The following is a 17747-nucleotide window of genomic DNA, read 5'->3' as shown; positions in this document are numbered from 1 at the left end:
GAGAGCAAGGCACGCTGCACCCTCATTCTCCGTCCTTTGCTCGAACAGTTGCCAGTACCTCGCGTACGCATTGCAAGGCCGAGTCGTGACGGGGGAGTGCTCTGAACCCCAATCGGCTTCGGAGAACGAGACATGCACTACGCGGGAATCGACGTCGGCAAGCACTGCCTGACCATCTGCGACAAGCAAACGGGGCGACTGTGGCAGGCCAAGCAGACGCCTGCGGCGCACAAGGCGCTGGTGGCCGAGCTGATCCGCCTGGGAATCACTCGGGTTGCCCTCGAGGCCACCGCGGACTACGACCTGCCGATCGCCGAGGTGATGGTGGAGGCGGGAATCGAGGTCCTGCGGATCAACCCGCGCCAGGCACGCGATTTTGCCAAGGGGCACGGGAAGCTCGCCAAGACCGACCGGGTCGACGCGGCCGTCCTGGCGCTCATTGCCGAGAAGCTCGACTGCCCTGCCTGGGTGCCTGCCAGCCCGCACCTGCGTACCCTGCAGGCCCTGGTGGACCGCCGTCTGGATCTGATTGCCCAGCGCACCGCGGAAAAGAACCGCTTGGGCCATCGCCTTCCCAAGGCGGTCACCGACTCCATCAAGCGCCAGATCAAGCGCCTGAGCGAGGAAATCAAGCACATCGAGCGCACCCTCAAGGCCGAGCTGGCCAAGGATGCCGGGGTCAAGTCGGACGTCGCCGTTCTGCAGGGCGAGAAGGGCGTGGGCTGGGTCGTCGCCACGACCCTGCGGGTCCTGGTGCCGGAGCTGGGCCAGGCCCATCGAACCCAGATCGCCGCCCTGACCGGACTGGCGCCGTTCGCCAACGAGAGCGAGAAACGCGTGGGCGGGCGCCGCATCCGGGGCGGCCGCGCTGCTCCACGGGCGGCCCTCTACATGGCCGCCCTGAGCGCGATCCGCTTCAACAAGCCGATCAAGGACATGTACCTGCGTCTGAAGGCCGCCGGGAAACCGTCGAAGGTGGCCCTGACCGCCTGCATGCGGAAGCTCGTCGTGCGATTGAACGCGCAACTGCGGGACTACCGGAAGGTGCTTGCCCCGGCCAGCTAACCAGCCAGCGCGCGTCTACAACCGGGCATCTGGGGGTTGACATCGAACACAGCTGCTCTCCCTGTGGGAGAGGGGCCGGGGGAGAGGGTCGGGGCTTGCCATGATCTGCATCGTTGCCGGCCCAGCGGCGTGCGCTGGCCGGGACGGCCCTCTCCCCCGCCCCTCCCCCGCAGGCGGGGGAGGGGAGAAGTGCGGTGTCGTCGCACTCACGTAAAGCCGCCTGGCAACGGGCTGAGACGCGACGCCAATCAGGCCCGCAGGTCGGCGCACGGCGGCCGTGGTGGGTGACGGATGACGCACCCGGTCCGGTCTTGCTGCCTGGCGGGCGCGCGCAGCGCGGCCGCCAAGCGCGCATGCTTCCGGGCCACCCCCTATGGGTCTCGCAGTAGCGGCCAAAAGAAGTATCCGGGCTAGAATCCGGACTGCACCGCCATCGCCCGCCTGTCCATGACGTCCAGCGACCCGACTCCGGCCCCGAACATCGCCTTCATCGGTGGCGGCAACATGGCGCGCAGCCTGGTCGCGGGCCTGCGCCGCCGTGGTCATCCCGGCGCCCGGATCCGCGTCGCCGACCCCGATGCGGCCGCCCGGCAGGCGCTGGCCCGGGACTTCGACGTGACCGTGGGCGACGACGCCGTCGCCGTCCTGCCCGGCGCCGACGTGGTGGTGATGGCGGTCAAGCCGCAGGTGATGGCCGGCGTCTGCACCCTGGTCGCGCCCGCGCTGCCCGATCCCGCGCCGGTATTCGTGTCCATCGCCGCGGGCATCCGCAGCGACCAGGTCGACGCGTGGCTGGGCGGCGACCGCGCGGTGGTCCGCGCCATGCCCAACACCCCCGCGCTGCTGGGCGAGGGTGCCACCGGTCTGTTCGCCAACGGCCGCTGCACGGCCGCACAGCGCATCCTCGCCGAGTCGGTCCTGTCGGCGGTGGGCAGCACTGCGTGGATCGCCGAAGAAGCGCTGATGGACGTGGTCACCGCGGTATCCGGCTCCGGCCCGGCCTATTTCTTCCGGCTCATCGAGGCCCTGGAAGCGGCAGCGATCCGGCACGGCCTGCCGGCCGGCGTCGCCCGCGCCCTGGTGGTGCAGACCGCGCAGGGGGCCGGGCGGATGGCCGCCGGCGCCGAGGAGGACCCCGCCACCCTGCGCCGACGCGTCACCTCCCCGGGCGGCACCACCGCCGCGGCCATGGCCGAGCTGGACGCCCAGGAGTTCGACGCCTTGATCGACGCCGCCGTCGCCGCCGCGGTGCGGCGCGGCGGCGAACTGGCGGAGGTGCCATGAGCCCGTTCGCCAACGCCGGCCACTTCCTCATCGCCACCCTTTTCGGCCTGGCGATCCTGGTGGTGCTGCTGCGGGTCTGGCTGCAGGCGGCCGGCGCCAACTTCTACAACCCGCTCTGCCAGGTCCTGCACCGCCTGACCCAGCCTGCGATCGGTCCGATGCGACGGCTGCTGCCGCCGCTCGGTCCGATCGAGACCGCCGGCGTGCTGCTCGCCTGGCTGCTCGCGCTGGCCAAGGTGGCGGCGATCGCGGCCCTGGCGGGTGGCCTGCCGCCGTTCGCCGCGCTGGCGGTCTGGGCCCTGGCCGACCTGCTGTCCCTGCTGCTGTGGCTGGCCTTCTGGGCCCTGCTGGCGGGCGTGCTGCTGAGCTGGTTCCCGGTCGACAACCGCAATCCCGCGGTGCCCCTCGTCTACCAGATGACCCGCCCCCTGCTGGCGCCGTTCCGCCGCCTGCTGCCGGACATGCCGATCGACCTGTCGCCGATGTTCGCGATCCTGGCGGTGCAGTTGCTGCGCATCCTGCTGATCGAGCCGCTGCAGCAGCTGGCCGGCCGGCTGGCGCTGGGCTGAGCCGGCGGCTGCCGCCCGCGGCATTCCCCTGGGCGTATGATCGCGGCATGACGTTCCAGGAGCCCGCCATGCCTTCCCCCTCCGGATCCGAGCGGTCGAGCGCGCGCCGTCCCGCCGCGCTGCTGGCTGCGCTCCTTCTCCTGGTGGCGGCCGGCACCGGCATCGCCGCCGACCCGACCCGCAGCCTGTCCGCCGACGGTTACACGGTGCACTTCAACGCCCTGCCGACCACGGCCTTGTCGGCCGAGGTGGCGCGCAGCTATGGCATCACCCGTTCCGGCACGCGCGGCTTCCTCAACATCGCGGTGTTGCGCGACGACGACGGCGGCACCGCGGTGCCCGCCAGCATTACGGCACGCAGCCGCGCCCTGACCGGCCAGGTCGGCAACATCGAACTGCGCGAGCTGCGCGACCAGGACGCCATCTACTACGTCGGCGAATTCCGGATCCGCGGCGAGGAGCAACTCCGCTTCGAGCTGGAGGTGCGTCCGGAAGGCGCGACCCGGTCGATCCCGGTGCGCTTCGAGCACCGCTTCGTCGGCGAGTGAGTCCGGCCGGCGCACGCGACGGCACGGCCGCGCTGCAGGCGGCGCTGGCCGCCTTCTTCGCGCAGGCGACGCCCGGCGACGATCCCTACCTGGCGGTCAAGACCCGTCCGGGCGCACCTCTGGCGGAGCTGGCCCAGGCCTGGCGGAAGATCGAGTCCGCGCTCGCCGGGTCTCGCAGCCTGCTCGATTTCGGCTGCCGGCATGGCGTGTTCGCGTGGCTGGCACGGCGCAAGCTGGGCGCCGGGCTCAACCTGCACGGCTGCGATGTCGTCGCGCCCGGCCCCTACGCCGCGCTGCACGCGGCATCCGGCATGCACTACGCCGCGCTGGGCCACCCCTGGTCGCTGCCCTACCCGGACGGCAGTTTCGACGTGGTGATCGCCGGCGGCACCCTCGAGCACGTCGCCCACCAGGACCACACCCTGGACGAGCTGTGGCGCGTGCTGCAGCCGGGCGGCCGCCTGGTGCTGACCCACCTGCCCAACGCCGCCTCCTGGAGCGAGTGGCTGGCGCGTCGCCTGCACCCTGCACAGGCGCACCATCGGCGCTACCGGCTGGCGCCGCTGCGCCACCACCTGCTGGCGCGCGGCTTCCTGCCGCTGCGCTGGGGCAGGCACCAGATGCTGCCGGCCTCGGGCGGCCGGCTGGCCGACGCGCTGTTCGCGCTGAACCGGCCCCTGGAGGCCCTGTGGCCGCTGAACCGGCTGGCGACCACGCTGTGGCTGGTGGCGGAGAAGCGCCTGGGCTTCTGAGTCACCGGGCCACGCGCCGCGCCGCCCAGCCGTGCACCAGTGCGGCGATCGCATTGACGCCCTCGAGCACGGCCGCCGGCCCCGGCTGCAGGATCAGCGCCGACTTGACCTCGTGCAGTTCCTCGTCGCGCACCGCAGGCACCGCCTGCCAGCCCGGTCGCGCGGCGACCTTCCCGGGACGGAACTTCTTGCCGCACCACGAGCCGATCACCAGATCCGGTGCGCGCCGGGCCGGCTCCAGGGGATCGGCGATGATGCGTCCGCGGGCCAGCGGCTCGCGCGCGCATTCGGGGAAGATGTCGTCGCCGCCGGCGATGCCGACCAGCTCGGACACCCAGCCGATCCCCGAGATCATCGGCGCGTCCCACTCCTCGAAGTAGACCCGCGGCCGCCTCGGCAGGGCCGCGGCCTGCGCCGCCACCTCGGCCAGGTTGGCACGCGCGCGCGCCACCAGGGCCGCAGCACGGTCGCCGGCCCCGACCAGAGCGCCCAGCCGCAGGATGTAGGCGAGGATGCCCTCGACGCTGCGGTGGTTGGCGATCCACACTTCGATGCCGCGCCGCACCAGCTCGGCTGCGATTTCGGCCTGGATGTCCGAGAAGCCGATCACCAGGTCGGGACGCAATGCCTCGATCTCGCCCAGCCGCGCGCTGGTGAAGGCGCTGACCTTGGGCTTCTCGCGCCGCGCCCGCGGCGGCCGCACGGTGAAGCCGGAGATGCCGACGATGCGGTCCTGCTCGCCGAGCAGGTAGAGGGTTTCGGTGCCTTCCTCGGTGAGGCAGACGATGCGGCGCGGCCAGGGATCGCTCATGACGGCATCATAGACGGGCGCCCGGACAGGCAAGCCGGAGCAAGGCCGACCAAGGGGCGTGCAAGGCGCGTCTTGCGACCGCCGGACCGATCACGACGATCGGATCCCGCGGCAACGGATTGCCGAGGCAAGCCAGTCGCCGGGAGCGCCGACGGGCCAGGCCGCGTTCGGGACTCGCCTGGCCTGCGCGCCCAGGCGGCGTGCCGGCCAGGCGACTGTTGCCGGCTCAGGCCGCGCCGAGCCGCCCGGCGATCGCCGCGCCGAGATCGGCGGGGGAACGCACGGTGGTGACGCCGGCCTTCTCCAGGGCGGCGAACTTGCCCTCGGCGGTGCCCTTGCCGCCGGAGGCGATGGCGCCGGCGTGGCCCATGCGCTTCCCGGCCGGGGCGCTGGCGCCGGCGATGAAGCCGACCACCGGCTTGCTCACCGAATCGGCGATGAACTGGGCTGCCTCTTCCTCGGCGCTGCCGCCGATCTCGCCGACCATGATGATGCCCTCGGTCTGCGGGTCGTCCTGGAACAGCTGCAGGGCGTCGATGAAGTTCATGCCCTGGATCGGGTCGCCGCCGATGCCGATGCAGGTGCTCTGGCCGAGGCCGGCCTGGGTGGTCTGGAACACCGCCTCGTAGGTCAGCGTGCCGGAGCGGCTGACGATGCCGATCCGGCCCGGCTTGTGGATGTGGCCGGGCATGATGCCGATCTTGCACTCGCCGGGGGTGATGATGCCCGGGCAGTTCGGGCCGATCAGCCAGGTGTCCTCGTAGTTCTTCTTCAGGACGTTGTGCACCTTCAGCATGTCCAGCACCGGGATGCCCTCGGTGATGCACACGATCACGCGCACGCCGGCGCTGGCCGCCTCGAGGATGGCGTCGGCCGCGAACGGCGGCGGCACGTAGATGACGCTGGCGTCGGCGCCGGTGTCCTCGACCGCCTCGGCGACGGTGTCGTAGACCGGCAGGCCCAGGTGCTCGCTGCCGCCCTTGCCTGGGGTGACGCCGCCGACCAGGCGGGTGCCGTAGTCGAGCGCCTGCTGCGAGTGGAAGGTGCCCTGCTGGCCGGTGAAGCCCTGGCAGATGAGCTTGGTGTTCTTGTTGACGAGTACGGACATGATGGGCGGTTCCGGGTTACTTGGCCGCGGCGACCGCCTTGCGGGCGGCGTCGTTGAGGTCGGTGGCGGGCTCGATGGCGAACCCCGAGTTGGCCAGCATCTGTCGGCCCTGCTCGACGTTGGTGCCTTCCAGGCGGGCGATCACCGGGATCGTGCAGCCGACCTCCTTGACCGCGTTGATGATGCCCTCGGCGATCAGGTCGCAGCGGACGATGCCGCCGAAGATGTTGACCAGGATCACCTTGACGTTGTCGTTGGCGAGGATCAGCTTGAAGGCCTCCTTGACGCGCTCGGCGTTGGTGCCGCCGCCGACGTCCAGGAAGTTGGCGGGCTCGCCGCCGCTGAGCTTGATCACGTCCATGGTCGCCATCGCCAGGCCGGCGCCGTTGACCATGCAGGCGATGTTGCCGTCCATGGTGACGTAGTTGAGGTGATGCTTCGCCGCCTCGACCTCGGTGGCGTCCTCCTGGCTGACGTCGCGCATCGCGACCAGCTCGGGATGGCGGAAGTCGGCGTTGTCGTCGGAGTTGATCTTGCCGTCCAGGGCCATCAGCTCGCCGCCCTTGACGATCGCCAGCGGGTTGAGCTCGACCAGGGCCAGGTCCTTGGCCATGAACAGCCTGTAGATGCCGGTCATGATCCGGGTCAGCATGCCGACCTGCTTGACGGTCAGGCCCATCGCGAAGCCGATCTCGCGGCAGTGGTAGGGCATCAGGCCCTCGATGTAGTCGACCTCGACGGTGTGGATGGCGTCGGGGTTCTCCTCGGCGACCTTCTCGATCTCGACGCCGCCCTCGGCGGAGACGATGAAGGAGACGGTCTTGGAGGCGCGGTCGACCAGGGCGCTTAGGTACAGCTCCTTGACGATGTCGGTGGCTTCGGCGACCAGCACCAGGTTGACCGGCAGGGCGACGCCGGCGGACTGGTAGGTCTCCATGCGCGTGCCGAGCATGCCGGCGGCGGCGGCGCGGACCTCCTCAAGGCTCTTGCAGTACTTGACGCCGCCGGCCTTGCCGCGGCCGCCGGCGTGGATCTGCGCCTTGACCATCCAGGCCTCGCCGCCCAGCGCGGTCGCCACCTCGACGGCCTCGTCGGCGCTGGCCGCGACCTTGCCGGCCGGGACCGGGATGCCGAACTCGGCGAACAGCTGCTTGGCCTGGTACTCGTGGAAGTTCATCGCTGGAATCCTGGGGTTGGCTCGGGCGCAGGCGACCGGGCGCGCGGTGGGTGCGCCGGGGATGCGCGGGGGGAAGGGCGCCTATTGTCCGCATGGCGGCGCCGTGCGTCAAAACCGCCTGGCCGGTCCGGCGCCCGGTCCGGCCCTGCCCGACCCCCCCGGCCTGCGCTAAGGTAGGGCCACGACGGCGGCATCCTTGCCGTCAGGCGGGGTTCCATGGGTCGTACCCGTAGTCGCGTACGCTGGATCAAGCGCCTGGCCCTTTGGGTGGCGCTCGCGGCGCTTTCCGGAACGCTCGCCGCCCAGGCGGATGGCGTGCTCACCCTCGGCCGGATCAGCGACGATCCGCGCAGCCACTTCGCCCAGCTCAAGCCGCTGCTCGACTACGTGGTGCCGCGGATGGCGGATCTCGGCATCCGGGAAGGCCGCATCCTGATGGCTCGGGACCTGCGCCAGATGGCCGGCTACCTGCGGCGCGGGCACGTCGACTGGGTCACCGAGACCACCGGCATGGCAATGCAGCTTCAGGGGCTGGCCGGCGCCCGGCCGCTGCTGCTCACCGAGCGGAACGGCGTGCGCCGCTACCAGGCCCTGCTGCTGGCGCGCGCCGTGCCGTCGGCGCCGATCACCCTGGCCGACCTCACCGGCCGCAGCGTCGCCTTCGAGCATGTCGCCTCGACCAGCGCCTACCTGATGCCGGCAGCGGACATGCTGCGCGCCGGGCAACGGCTGGCACCGCTGTCGACGATCGCCGACCGGCCCGATCCAGGCGATGTCGGCTACCTGTTCGCGCGTACGCCCACCAACATCGCGATCTGGATCGACAAGGGCCTGGTCGACGCCGGTGCGGTCAGCGACCTGGACTGGGACAACCCACGCGCCATCCCGCCGGCGTTGCGCGAGCGCCTGCGCGTGATCCACCGCAGCGATCCGATTCCCCGTGCCCTCGAGGTGGTGCGCGGCGACCTGCCCGCCCCGGTCCGCGACCGTCTGCGGCGACTGCTGCTGGATGCCTCTGGCGACCCGCAGGCGCGGCCGGCGTTGAGCGCGTTCTTCGGCACCACGGCATTCATCGCCATCGACCCCGACCTGCGCGCCGGCCTGACCGGCATGCAGCGCGACTTCGAGCGCGTCCGAAGGGAGGTCGAATGAAGCCGGGCTGGGGGCTGCGCCGCAAGGTGCTGACCGGGGTCGTCGCGGTCACCGGCGTCCTGCTCGCGGCCCTGGGCGCCATGGTGGTGTACGAGCGTGGCAGCCAGCAGGCCGCCCTGCGCCTGAGCCAGGCCAGCCAGCAGCATCTGCTGGCGGAGAGCGCCCGTGAGCGCACCTCGGTGCTTGCCGGCCAGCTCGCCTGGACGCTCAGCAACGATCTGTACTATTTCGACCTTCAGGCGATCGGCAACCAGCTGGCGTTCGCGCTGGACCTGCCGCAGATCGAGCGCGTGGTGGTGTTCGACGGCCAGGGTCGCATCGTCCACGACGGCAGCCCGGAGATCTCGACCTACGGGGATGCGCTGGACAACGCCCTGGTGCGCACCGCGCTCGCCGGCGACCTGGTCGCCCTTCGCGACGACGAGAACACCATCGAGGCCGCGCACCGGATCCGGATCGGCGACGAAGTCCTTGGCGGGGTCCTGGTGCGCATGGACCTGGTGGCGCTGAACCAGGCGATAGAGGCGGGCAACCGCCGCCTGGAGGAGCGCCTGGCGCGCTCCAGCCGCTGGCGGCTTGCCGGCATGGCGGTGCTGCTGGCGCTGGTCATGCTCAGCGGTCTGGCGGCCGGCTGGTCGATCCAGCGCCAGATCGTCCGGCCGATCCTGCGCCTGGCCGGCGCCGCACGCCGGATCGAGGCCGGCGACTACCGCGACATCGCCGTGGACAGCGGCCGCAGCGACGAGCTCGGCGAACTGGAGCGGACCTTCCAGGGCATGGCCGCGCAGATCCGGCAGACCCACGAGGAGGTCGCCGCCAAGGCCTACCTGGACACCCTGACCGGCCTGCCGAACCGGCGCGCGTTCGACGAGCGCCTCGCGGCCCAGGTCGCCGAGCAGCCCGCCCGCCCGTTCGCCCTGCTGTTCCTGGACCTGGACAACCTCAAGCAGGTCAACGACCACCATGGTCACGACGCCGGCGACGCCGCCCTGGTCGAGTTCGCGCAGCAGGCCGTCCAGCACCTGGCCCGGTCGGCGTCCGGACAGGCCTGGCTGGCACGCATCGGCGGCGACGAATTCGCCGTGCTCAGCACCGGCACCCCGGTGAGCGGCGCCGCGGTCGCGCTTGCCGAGGCACTGGCCCGGCGGCCCGCGGATGAGCCTGCAAACCGTGCCGGCGACATCCCGGTCCTGACCGCATCGATCGGCATCGCCCTGTTCCCGGACCATGCCCGGACGCCCAGCGACCTGCTGCGCTGCGCCGATACCGCGATGTACCAGGCCAAGCAGGCCGGCAAGCGGCGGGTGGTGCTGTACCGGCAGGGCAATCCGGGCGGCGACTGACCCTCAGCGCCCTCCTCAGGTCCCGGAGCGGACCCAGATTGACCAGGCGAGCAATGTGGCGTTGTAGCTGGCGTGCGCAGTGCAGCAGGCGAGCAGGGAACGGGAGCGCAACCAGAGCAGGCCCAGTACCATGCCGATCGCCCAGTAGATCGACCACATACCGATCGTGCCCGGCAGGTGGAACGCCGCGAAGGCCAAGGCCGAGAGCACCAGGGCGCTGCCCGGCCCGACCGCCTTGCGGGCGGCCCCCAGGAAGCGCATTCGGAAGGCATACTCTTCGACCAGCGGCGCGCAGAGCACCAGAATGACTGTGAGCCACGCCAGTTCCTCCAGACCCCAGGTCCGGACGTCGCCTGCCGTATCCACGGGCACCCCCAGGCGGACCATCGCCGGAACCACCAGCAGTGGCAGCAACAGGCACAGCGCGCCCGTCTGCGTCCCCATCCACAGAGCCGGCCCGACGCCGGGCAGGGTGCCGATCAGCCGCCGGCGCGACGAGCCGCCACCCCGAACCAGCAGGATGGCCAGCGCCAAGGCAATGATCGGCATGCCACTCGCAACGGCGAGCGTCCGCAACGTCAGGATATCCGTCTCCTGCCTGTATCCCCATCCGCAGATCGGCGCACCGGCCCGCTCGGACAGCGCAGGCAGGCTGCGGAAGAAGGCCGACGCATCCCCTCGCGACAGGTGGAACCGCGCGGTGAGCAGGGTGCCCCCGCAGGCTCCCGTCTCAACCCCATCACCGGGCGCGGAAGTGACCACGATGGCCTCGTCGGCGCCGAGACGCTTGAGCTCGTTTTCCACCAGCTCGGACAGCCGGTCGACCGGCGCGGATCCGGTGGCGGGAACCAGGTCGATGAAAACCACGTAGGGCGCCGACCCAAGGGACGTCATCACCAGGCCGCTGAGGAGGAGAGAGACGATCACCGCGGCCAGCCCGCGGCAGGCCTTCAGCCACCAATGCAACCGCCAGCGCAGTTCCGCCCCGCTCACCCTGCCCCGCCCGCCTGCCTTGCGGCGCATCGCGCCCGCCTCGATCCTCATCCGGCCCGCCCTCGCCCGGCCCGGGCAAGGAATGCCGAAGAACGCCCTTTCTCGGTCACGCCCCGCTCGCAACCAGGACGCGGGTGACTGCCGGGGCGAAGCCACCGGCCTGTGCCGGGCACCCGCCGCCGACGTTGTTGCCAGGCGAAGTCATGTCGTTCGCCTGTCCCGCTGCCAGCGCTGGCGCCGGGCAAGACGATCTTTCGCAGCCGTAGGTCTTTTCTGTCCCACGCATCCCGCAGCGCGGACGGGCGCGACGCCGCCGCAACCCGGGCGGGCGACTGGCGCTGCGAAATCGCCGCACATCGCCGATCCGGCGTGCGCCCCGGTGACGGCTTCCCCTCTTCTCGCGCAGGATCCGGCTTCACCGTGGTCGCTCCCGTCCGCTCGGCACGCGGAAGCCTGCCCGTGGGCATCCGGCGTGTCATGGGAACGGCGCGCGCGATGTTGTAGGAAAATTCCTACTCGTGATCCGGACCGGTCCGCACCGTCGCGGCGTCAGGCCCCTTCGTGGCGGATCGACCCCGCCGCGCCACCTCCAGCCGCTTGGCCGACTTCAGGAAGGCATACCAGGCCATGGTGACGCTGGCGATGAAACCGGCGCTGCCGTTGAGGACATGGCGCTTGAACAGGTACTGGCGCAGGAACACGAACGGCGGATACAGCACCATGCGCAGGCGCAGGAAGCGGTTCCTGCCGGGACGCGCATCGGCGAGCAGGCCGGTCGAATAGTGGTTGAGCTTGTCGACCTTGGTGTGCAGGTCGCGCTCGCCATGGTGGAGGAAGGGCGCACGCAGGCGCACGACGCGGCCGTCGACCTGCGGCGCCGCATGCACCGGCATGTCGCCCATCCGCGTCCGGCGGCGATCGAACAGGCGCAGGAAGCGGTTCGGTCGGGCCAGGGCGCTGGGCCAGCGCCAGAACAGCCACTCCAGGCGCGGCAGGGTGTATCCGTCGGCGCGCGGCGCCCGCAGCACCGCGGCGATCTCGGCGGCGGCCGCCGCGGTCAGCTCCTCATCGGCATCGAGCAGCAGCACCCAGTCGTGGCTGGCCTTGTCGATCGCCGACTGCTTCTGGGCGCCGTAGCCCTTGAAGGGCTCGGTGTACAGGCGGGCGCCGGCCGCCATCGCGATCGCGCAGGTCTGGTCGTGGCTGCCGGAATCCAGCACCACGATCTCCTCGGCGAACGCGACGCTGTCCAGGCAGCGCGCCAGGGTGGCGGCGTTGTTGAAGGTGGTCACCACCACCGACAACGGCCGCCGGCTCATCGCGGCGGTTCCGGCCGCAGGTGCAGGACGGCGATCGCCACCGCCAGCAACCACCAGAAGAACAGACCCCACCAGCTCGAGTAGAAGGCGTAGTGGGTGTTGAGGGGGAAGGTCATGGCCAGCAGGGCCAGGGCCACCGGCCAGCCACGCTCGCGGGCCTCCGGCGGCGCACGGCGGCCAGCGGCGAGCAGGAGCAGGCCGGTCAGGGCCCAGCAGACCAGCCCGAACAGGCCGGTCTCGCTGGCCAGCTCGAGCAGGAGCTGGTGCGGATGCAGGGCGACGCCCTGCGCCAGCCAGGGGTCGTCCGGGCGGGCATGGTCGGCATAGGCATGCCGGAAGCCGCGCACGCCCACGCCGTTGACCGGATGGGCCTGGGCCATCGCCGCAGCGGTGCGCCAGATCGGCAGCCGCCCGGCCAGCGCGTGATCGAGGTCGCCGGCGCTGCCGCGGCCCAGGTGCAGGGTGCGGTCGAAGCGTTCGGCGAAACTGGGCGAGAGCTGGTAGGCAGCCAGCCCGATGCCCGCGCCCGCCACCACCAGCAGGCCGGCGACCGCGATCGCCCGGCCGCTGCCGCCCGCGAACGGCCGCACGCACCAGCCGGCCAGCACCAGCAGGTAGACCAGCCAGGCCGCTCGCGCGCCGGCGAGCAGGATGACGCCCGCCAGCAGCAGGCCGACCGCGAACACCCCGGGCAGTCCGAATCGCCGCTGGGTCCAGGCCAGCAGCAGCGGCGAGAGCGCTGCCAGCACGCCACCGAGCTTGAGATTGCCGGCCCCGAACACGCCGCTCAGGCGGTCGCTGGTCATCGCCCCGCCCAGGCTGACGCCGGTCAGCGCCTGCAGCCAGGCGTCGAGTACCCAGGCCGCCACCAGCAATGCACTGGCGGCCAGCAGCCACCGCCACTGCGCGGCGGTGCGCAGCGTTGCCGCGACGAACAGCGCGAACGGTGCGAAGCGCAACTGCGCCGCAACCTGGCCCCAGGTACGACCCGGGTCGACCGCATCGAAGGCCGACACCAGCGCCGGCAACCAGTAGCCGGCGAAGGCCAGCAGGGCCAGGCGGACGCCGGGCAGCCGAAGCAGGTCCCAACCCTCCCGCCAGAGCAGGACCAGGCCCCAGCCCGCCGCCACAAGCAGGGGCACTTCCGAGAGCCGGCCGACCGGCAGCAGGGCCAGCACCGACCACAGCAGCAGGACCGGCGCCAGCGCCGGGAACGGCAGAGGCGCGCCACCCACAGGTCCGCCGCCGCTGGCGTGGGCGGCGTTCATCGCGAAGCGCTCCCGACCAGCCTCTGGTAGAGCGCCAGCGTGCGCTCCTGCATGGCGGACAGGGTGTAGGGCACCGGCCCGGGTCGCGGCGCGTCGGCGAGCAGGGCCCCTGCCCGCGCCACTGCCCCCGCGATGTCGCCGGGCGCCACCGCACCTTCCGGATAGAGTTCGGCGAGCAGCTCGCCAACGCCGCCGTGGGCCCAACCGAGCACCGGCCGACCCAGCGACAGGGCCTCGATCACGGTGCGACCGAACGCCTCCGGCCGGCTCGACAACTGCAGGACGAGGTCGGCGCAGGCCAGGGTCCCGACGATGTCCGCGCTGGCCGGCGCGATGACCAGACGGTCGCCGACGCCGTGACGGCCGGCCTGCGCGCGCAGACCTTCAAGATAGGCCGGGCGCCCCGTGTCGGCGGCGCCCTGCAGCAGCAGGGCCGCGTCGGTGCCGGCAGCGACCAGACCGGCCAGCACGGCGATGGCATCGACGTGGCCCTTCAACCGGGTGCCGCGCCCGGGCAGCACAAGCAGGCGCCTGCCCGCCAGGGCCGGGTGCGCCTGCTCGAGGCGCGCCCGCCACGCGGCGGCATCGGCGAGGTCGCAGCGCCAGCGCGCGGGATCGATGCCGCGCGGGATCACCTCGATGCGCGCCGGCGGCACGGGATAATGGCGCAGCAGCCAGTCGCGCACGGTCGCCGACACCGCGATCACGCGCTCGCCGCGCGCCATGATCGCGCTGTAGCGGCCCGGCGAGTTCAGGCCGTGCGCAGTGGTGACGAAGCGCGGCCGCTGTCCGTCCGGCAGGCCGCGCAGCGCCCACCAGGCCAGCCACGCGGGCAGCCGGGAACGGGCATGCACGATGTCGGGGCGCAGTCCCCGCAGCAGGCGCCGCAGGCGCAGCGCCGCCGGCAGCAGGGCCGGCGACTTGCGCCCGACCGCGAGCCGGTGGTGCTCCGCCCCGCCGGCGAGCAGCGCCGGCAGCAGGCGTCCACCCGCGCTGGCCACCACCGAGCGATGACCGGCGGCGACCAGGGCGTCGCTGATCTCCAGCGTCGACTGCTCCACTCCGCCGCTGTCCAGCGCCGGCAACACCTGCAGCACCGTCAGCACGGGGTCACCCGTGCCGCCGCGGGGATGACCGGCGGTCCGGGCCGGGGCTCACCCGGCGGCGCGCCGCTCGACCAGCACGTAGTCGGCGCCGCAGTAGGGGCAGCGCGCCTGGCCGTTCTCCTCGAGGGGCAGGTAGACCCGCGGATGGGCGTTCCAGAGGGCCATTTCCGGCATCGGGCAGCTCAGCGGCAGCGCCTCGCGGGTGACCTCGTAGCGGCGGACGGCGCAGGCCTGGCGTTGGGCGGTGTCGGACATGGTCGGGCGGCCGGCAGGGGCTTAGAACGGCGGGGACGGATCGGGCATCATTGTACGGCTTACCCGGACCCGCCCGCCAATGCCCGACGCCATCGCAGCGCCCCACCGCGCCGACCCGACCGCCCTGCGCAAGCGATTCGACACCGCGCGTCCTTTCCGGCACCTGGTGCTCGACGGGTTCCTGGACGAGGGGTTCGCGAACGCGCTGTTGGCGCAGTTTCCGCCGTTCGAGCGGGGCAGCGCGGTCGCCGAGGACGGGTCGCTCGGCAACAAGTCGACCGTCGAGCGGATCCGCGAACTGGGCCCGGCCTACGCGACCCTGGACGACCTGGTGCAGTCGCGTCCGTTCCTGGACTGGCTGTCCCGCGCCACCGGCATCCCGGACCTGCTCTACGACCCCTGGTACTTCGGCGGCGGCACCCATGAGAACCGCAACGGCCAGGACCTGGATGCCCACGTCGACTTCAACCGGCACCCGGTCGAGCCCTGGCACCGGCGCCTGAACCTGATCGTCTATCTCAACCGCCAGTGGCAGGACGAATGGGGCGGCTCGCTGCAGCTGCACAGCGACCCGCGCGCCGACGACGACCAGGTCAGCACGATCACGCCGCTGTTCAACCGCGCGGTCGTCTTCGAGACCACCGAATGGAGCTGGCACGCCTTCCCGCCGATCCGGCTTCCGCCCGGGCGGGAGAGCGAGAGCCGCCGCTCCATCGCCCTGTACTTCTACAGCCGCGAGCGGCCCGCGGAAGAGCTGGCGCCCACCCATTCGACGATCTACGTCGACCGGCCCCTGCCCGGCCGCTTCCGCTCCGGCCATGTCCTGGACGAGGCCGATGTCCAGGAACTGCGCGTGCTGCTGAAGCGTCGCGACATGCACCTGCAACGCCTCTACGGCGACATCTCCGGCCTCAACACGCAGCTGGAAGGCGCCAAGGCGGCACTGGCGCGCGGCCTGATCGGGCGCATCGAACACTTCGCACGCCGGATCCTGGCACGGCTGCGCCGACGCTGACGGTGACAGCACCGGCACCGACCCGCACAATGGCGCGATGGACACGCTCCTGAAGCGCGATGCCTTCGGCGCCATCTGGCTCTGCCAGGACCGCGACGATGCCCGGATCCGGCGCGACCTTTCGGCCGTGCGCTGGTGGCTGCGGCCCCTGGCGCGCCGCGGCGCCGCCCGGGAGGCACGCGCCCTGCGCCGGCTGCACGATGTCGACGGCGTGCCGCGCCTGCTGTCATGGACGGGCATGGCGCTGGAGCGCAGCCACATCGCGGGCTTGCCCATGCAGCAGGGCCAGCCGCGGCACCCGGACTACTTCCGCGCCGCGCACCGGCTGCTGCGGCAACTGCGGGCGCGCGGCGTGGTCCACAACGACCTCGCCAAGGAACCCAACTGGCTGGTCCGCGACGACGGCCGGCCGGCGATCGTCGATTTCCAGATCGCCGGCATCGGCGCGCCGCGCTCGCGCTGGTTCCGCCTCCTGGCGCGCGAGGACCTCCGCCATCTGCTCAAGCACAAGCGCACCTATTGTCCGGAGCACCTGACGCCGGTGGAGCGGCGCCTGCTGGCGCGGCGCTCCTGGCTGTCGCGCGCCTGGCGGCGCAGCGGCAAGCGGCTCTACAACTGGCTGACCCGGCGCGTGCTGCGCTGGCAGGACAACGAGGGGCGCGGATGAATCCGGGGCTCGCCCCGGCGCCGGGCCCGAGCCTGGCCCGTACGTCCCGATAGGCCGCCACGGCGGTCGCAGATCATTCTGCCCAGGCGCGGTCAGCTCCCGTTGGCCAGCTCGACGCGGTGTCGGCCGGGCCGTCGCTGTCCAGCGCTCCGCAGCCGGCACCGCGACGCGGTCTCGACGACATCGCTGCGCGTCCTCACGAAACGTCCGGGCTTGCTGTCCGCGTGCGCGCCGGTCCCGCAAGCGCAGGGTGGGCCGTTGCTGGCCCCGACCCGCACCTCGCCCGCGACTGCGGATGGCCCGCGGACGCGGCTGCCTGGCTGCCGCGCGCCGGACGCGCGCGGCGGCCGTCCGGGCTCACTCCGCCGCGCTGCCCAGGGCCTCGACGGTCACCTCGATGCGCACCTCGTCGGGGATGTTCGGGACGTACTTGTCGATGCCGAAATCCGAGCGCCGGATGGTCGCGACCGCATCGAAGCCGGCGGCAGGCACGTTGCGCATCGGATGGGTGCCGACCTTGTTGACGGTGACGTCGAACTCGACCTCGCGGGTGACGCCGTGGATGCTGAGTTCGCCCGTGACCTTGAGGCGGTCCTCGCCGGCGGCCTCGACGGCGGTGCTGGCGAACCGCGCCGATGGATGTTCGGCGGCATCGAAGAAGTCGTCGCGCTTGAGATGGTCGTCGAGCGCGGCGACGCCGGTGGAGATGCTGTCGATCGCGACCGTCATGGTCACCGACGAGGCGCCGGGGTCGGCGGCGTCGTAGACGATGCTGCCTTCCATGGTGTCGAAGCGCCCGGTGATGTTGGCGAAGCCCAGGTGGGAATAGGTGAAGCGCACCTGGCTGTGGCGCGGATCGACCTTGTACTCGATGGCGAGCGCGGGGGCCGCCGTCGACGCGACGAGCAGGGTGGCCAGGGCAAGACTACGCATGGGGCGACTCCTTGGTTGGACGGACGGGGTTCACGGCGTTGCGGCGAACATGACGCGGTGGCGGTGGCGATGGCGTGGAGGTGTCAGCGCCGACCCCGCAGCGGCAGCCACCAGGCCAGGCCCAGGGCGGCCAGGAAGACACCGTAGCCGGACAGCGCCGCCAGCACCTGGGGCCACATCGGGCCATGGCTGGCGCTGGCCGCGGCGTGGCCTGCCAAGGTCGCCGCAAGGGCCAGCAGCAGGGCGCCGGAGCAGGCCGGCAGCCAGACCCGTAGCGGCCGGCCCCGTGCGAAAAGCCAGGCCAGGATGGCGAAGGTCGGCACCTGGATGAGGAAGGACAGCCACGGCAAGCTCATGCCGCGATCATAGCGGCAGGCACCCG

General features: G+C 71.9%; 19 protein-coding genes. 9 read left to right on the top strand and 10 right to left on the bottom strand.

Annotated features, from left to right (window positions below; genetic code table 11):
- The first annotated feature begins 132 nt into the window (after positions 1 to 132).
- From KF823_05680 to KF823_05660, 5 genes are all read left to right on the top strand, one after another.
- On the top strand, positions 133 to 1065 hold the full coding sequence (locus KF823_05680; protein ID MBX3725390.1) for an IS110 family transposase: 933 nt from the start codon (positions 133 to 135) through the stop codon (positions 1063 to 1065).
- 447 nt (positions 1066 to 1512) lie between these two features.
- Complete coding sequence (locus tag KF823_05675) at positions 1513 to 2349, top strand: pyrroline-5-carboxylate reductase (protein MBX3725389.1); 837 nt, start codon at positions 1513 to 1515, stop codon at positions 2347 to 2349.
- The gene (locus KF823_05670; protein ID MBX3725388.1) at positions 2346 to 2918 is read left to right on the top strand and encodes a YggT family protein; all 573 of its coding nucleotides are present in this window, start codon (positions 2346 to 2348) and stop codon (positions 2916 to 2918) included. The genes KF823_05675 and KF823_05670 overlap by 4 nt, the downstream gene beginning before the upstream one ends.
- A 68-nt stretch (positions 2919 to 2986) precedes the next feature.
- Complete coding sequence (locus tag KF823_05665; GenBank protein ID MBX3725387.1) at positions 2987 to 3466, top strand: DUF4426 domain-containing protein; 480 nt, start codon at positions 2987 to 2989, stop codon at positions 3464 to 3466.
- Complete coding sequence (locus tag KF823_05660) at positions 3463 to 4218, top strand: class I SAM-dependent methyltransferase (GenBank protein MBX3725386.1); 756 nt, start codon at positions 3463 to 3465, stop codon at positions 4216 to 4218. The genes KF823_05665 and KF823_05660 overlap by 4 nt, the downstream gene beginning before the upstream one ends.
- Position 4219: 1 nt before the next feature.
- Here KF823_05660 and KF823_05655 read toward each other — a convergent pair whose 3' ends face one another.
- From KF823_05655 to sucC, 3 genes are all read right to left on the bottom strand, one after another.
- Positions 4220 to 5029, bottom strand: a complete 810-nt coding sequence (locus KF823_05655; GenBank protein ID MBX3725385.1) for an ABC transporter substrate-binding protein — start codon at positions 5027 to 5029, stop codon at positions 4220 to 4222.
- 226 nt (positions 5030 to 5255) lie between these two features.
- Entirely contained in the window at positions 5256 to 6137 is an 882-nt protein-coding gene (sucD, locus tag KF823_05650; protein ID MBX3725384.1) for a succinate--CoA ligase subunit alpha, read from the bottom strand.
- 16 nt (positions 6138 to 6153) lie between these two features.
- Positions 6154 to 7314: an ADP-forming succinate--CoA ligase subunit beta gene (gene sucC, locus KF823_05645; GenBank protein ID MBX3725383.1), complete on the bottom strand. Its 1161-nt coding sequence runs from the start codon at positions 7312 to 7314 to the stop codon at positions 6154 to 6156.
- Between the two features lie 216 nt (positions 7315 to 7530).
- Here sucC and KF823_05640 point away from each other — a divergent pair, with 216 nt between their 5' ends.
- Both KF823_05640 and KF823_05635 read left to right on the top strand, forming a co-directional pair.
- A complete protein-coding gene (locus KF823_05640; protein ID MBX3725382.1) occupies positions 7531 to 8466 on the top strand; it encodes a PhnD/SsuA/transferrin family substrate-binding protein in 936 nt (311 codons plus the stop codon).
- The gene (locus KF823_05635; protein MBX3725381.1) at positions 8463 to 9809 is read left to right on the top strand and encodes a diguanylate cyclase; all 1347 of its coding nucleotides are present in this window, start codon (positions 8463 to 8465) and stop codon (positions 9807 to 9809) included. The genes KF823_05640 and KF823_05635 overlap by 4 nt, the downstream gene beginning before the upstream one ends.
- Positions 9810 to 9824: 15 nt before the next feature.
- Here KF823_05635 and KF823_05630 read toward each other — a convergent pair whose 3' ends face one another.
- The 5 genes from KF823_05630 to KF823_05610 all read right to left on the bottom strand — a co-directional run bounded on the left by KF823_05630 (position 9825) and on the right by KF823_05610 (position 14750).
- Positions 9825 to 10853, bottom strand: a complete 1029-nt coding sequence (locus tag KF823_05630) for a CPBP family intramembrane metalloprotease (protein ID MBX3725380.1) — start codon at positions 10851 to 10853, stop codon at positions 9825 to 9827.
- A gap of 461 nt (positions 10854 to 11314) precedes the next feature.
- Positions 11315 to 12121 carry a glycosyltransferase family 2 protein gene (locus tag KF823_05625; protein ID MBX3725379.1) on the bottom strand — a complete coding sequence of 269 codons (807 nt, stop codon included), beginning with the start codon at positions 12119 to 12121 and terminating at the stop codon, positions 11315 to 11317.
- A complete protein-coding gene (locus tag KF823_05620) occupies positions 12118 to 13389 on the bottom strand; it encodes an O-antigen ligase family protein (protein MBX3725378.1) in 1272 nt (423 codons plus the stop codon). Before KF823_05620 ends, KF823_05625 begins: the two co-directional genes overlap by 4 nt.
- Complete coding sequence (locus KF823_05615; protein MBX3725377.1) at positions 13386 to 14495, bottom strand: glycosyltransferase; 1110 nt, start codon at positions 14493 to 14495, stop codon at positions 13386 to 13388. The genes KF823_05620 and KF823_05615 overlap by 4 nt, the downstream gene beginning before the upstream one ends.
- A 48-nt stretch (positions 14496 to 14543) precedes the next feature.
- Complete coding sequence (locus KF823_05610) at positions 14544 to 14750, bottom strand: zinc-finger domain-containing protein (GenBank protein MBX3725376.1); 207 nt, start codon at positions 14748 to 14750, stop codon at positions 14544 to 14546.
- Between the two features lie 79 nt (positions 14751 to 14829).
- On the opposite strand from KF823_05610, the gene KF823_05605 reads away from it, so the two are divergent.
- On the top strand, positions 14830 to 15765 hold the full coding sequence (locus KF823_05605; protein MBX3725375.1) for a 2OG-Fe(II) oxygenase: 936 nt from the start codon (positions 14830 to 14832) through the stop codon (positions 15763 to 15765).
- Positions 15766 to 15802: 37 nt separating this feature from the next.
- The gene (locus tag KF823_05600; GenBank protein ID MBX3725374.1) at positions 15803 to 16432 is read left to right on the top strand and encodes a serine/threonine protein kinase; all 630 of its coding nucleotides are present in this window, start codon (positions 15803 to 15805) and stop codon (positions 16430 to 16432) included.
- A 357-nt stretch (positions 16433 to 16789) separates the two neighbouring features.
- On the opposite strand, the gene KF823_05595 is transcribed toward KF823_05600, so the two are convergent.
- On the bottom strand, positions 16790 to 17365 hold the full coding sequence (locus tag KF823_05595; protein ID MBX3725373.1) for a YceI family protein: 576 nt from the start codon (positions 17363 to 17365) through the stop codon (positions 16790 to 16792).
- A gap of 83 nt (positions 17366 to 17448) precedes the next feature.
- Entirely contained in the window at positions 17449 to 17715 is a 267-nt protein-coding gene (locus KF823_05590) for a hypothetical protein (protein ID MBX3725372.1), read from the bottom strand.
- Positions 17716 to 17747 lie beyond the last annotated feature (32 nt).

The sequence above is a fragment of the Lysobacterales bacterium genome, assembly GCA_019634735.1.
GTDB lineage: Bacteria > Pseudomonadota > Gammaproteobacteria > Xanthomonadales > UBA2363 > Pseudofulvimonas.
The sequence above is the reverse complement of the archived record's forward strand: the minus strand, read 5'-3'. Positions and strand labels throughout refer to the sequence as shown.

Excerpts from the sequence above, each read along its gene's own strand:
- KF823_05680 (MBX3725390.1), top strand. The coding sequence starts at position 133 with ATGCACTACGCGGGAATCGACGTCGGCAAGCACTGCCTGACCATCTGC.
- KF823_05675 (MBX3725389.1), top strand. The coding sequence starts at position 1,513 with ATGACGTCCAGCGACCCGACTCCGGCCCCGAACATCGCCTTCATCGGT.
- KF823_05670 (MBX3725388.1), top strand. The coding sequence starts at position 2,346 with ATGAGCCCGTTCGCCAACGCCGGCCACTTCCTCATCGCCACCCTTTTC.
- KF823_05665 (MBX3725387.1), top strand. The coding sequence starts at position 2,987 with ATGCCTTCCCCCTCCGGATCCGAGCGGTCGAGCGCGCGCCGTCCCGCC.
- KF823_05655 (MBX3725385.1), bottom strand. The coding sequence starts at position 5,029 with ATGAGCGATCCCTGGCCGCGCCGCATCGTCTGCCTCACCGAGGAAGGC.
- sucD (MBX3725384.1), bottom strand. The coding sequence starts at position 6,137 with ATGTCCGTACTCGTCAACAAGAACACCAAGCTCATCTGCCAGGGCTTC.
- sucC (MBX3725383.1), bottom strand. The coding sequence starts at position 7,314 with ATGAACTTCCACGAGTACCAGGCCAAGCAGCTGTTCGCCGAGTTCGGC.
- KF823_05640 (MBX3725382.1), top strand. The coding sequence starts at position 7,531 with ATGGGTCGTACCCGTAGTCGCGTACGCTGGATCAAGCGCCTGGCCCTT.
- KF823_05635 (MBX3725381.1), top strand. The coding sequence starts at position 8,463 with ATGAAGCCGGGCTGGGGGCTGCGCCGCAAGGTGCTGACCGGGGTCGTC.
- KF823_05630 (MBX3725380.1), bottom strand. The coding sequence starts at position 10,853 with ATGAGGATCGAGGCGGGCGCGATGCGCCGCAAGGCAGGCGGGCGGGGC.
- KF823_05625 (MBX3725379.1), bottom strand. The coding sequence starts at position 12,121 with ATGAGCCGGCGGCCGTTGTCGGTGGTGGTGACCACCTTCAACAACGCC.
- KF823_05620 (MBX3725378.1), bottom strand. The coding sequence starts at position 13,389 with ATGAACGCCGCCCACGCCAGCGGCGGCGGACCTGTGGGTGGCGCGCCT.
- KF823_05610 (MBX3725376.1), bottom strand. The coding sequence starts at position 14,750 with ATGTCCGACACCGCCCAACGCCAGGCCTGCGCCGTCCGCCGCTACGAG.
- KF823_05605 (MBX3725375.1), top strand. The coding sequence starts at position 14,830 with ATGCCCGACGCCATCGCAGCGCCCCACCGCGCCGACCCGACCGCCCTG.
- KF823_05600 (MBX3725374.1), top strand. The coding sequence starts at position 15,803 with ATGGACACGCTCCTGAAGCGCGATGCCTTCGGCGCCATCTGGCTCTGC.
- KF823_05595 (MBX3725373.1), bottom strand. The coding sequence starts at position 17,365 with ATGCGTAGTCTTGCCCTGGCCACCCTGCTCGTCGCGTCGACGGCGGCC.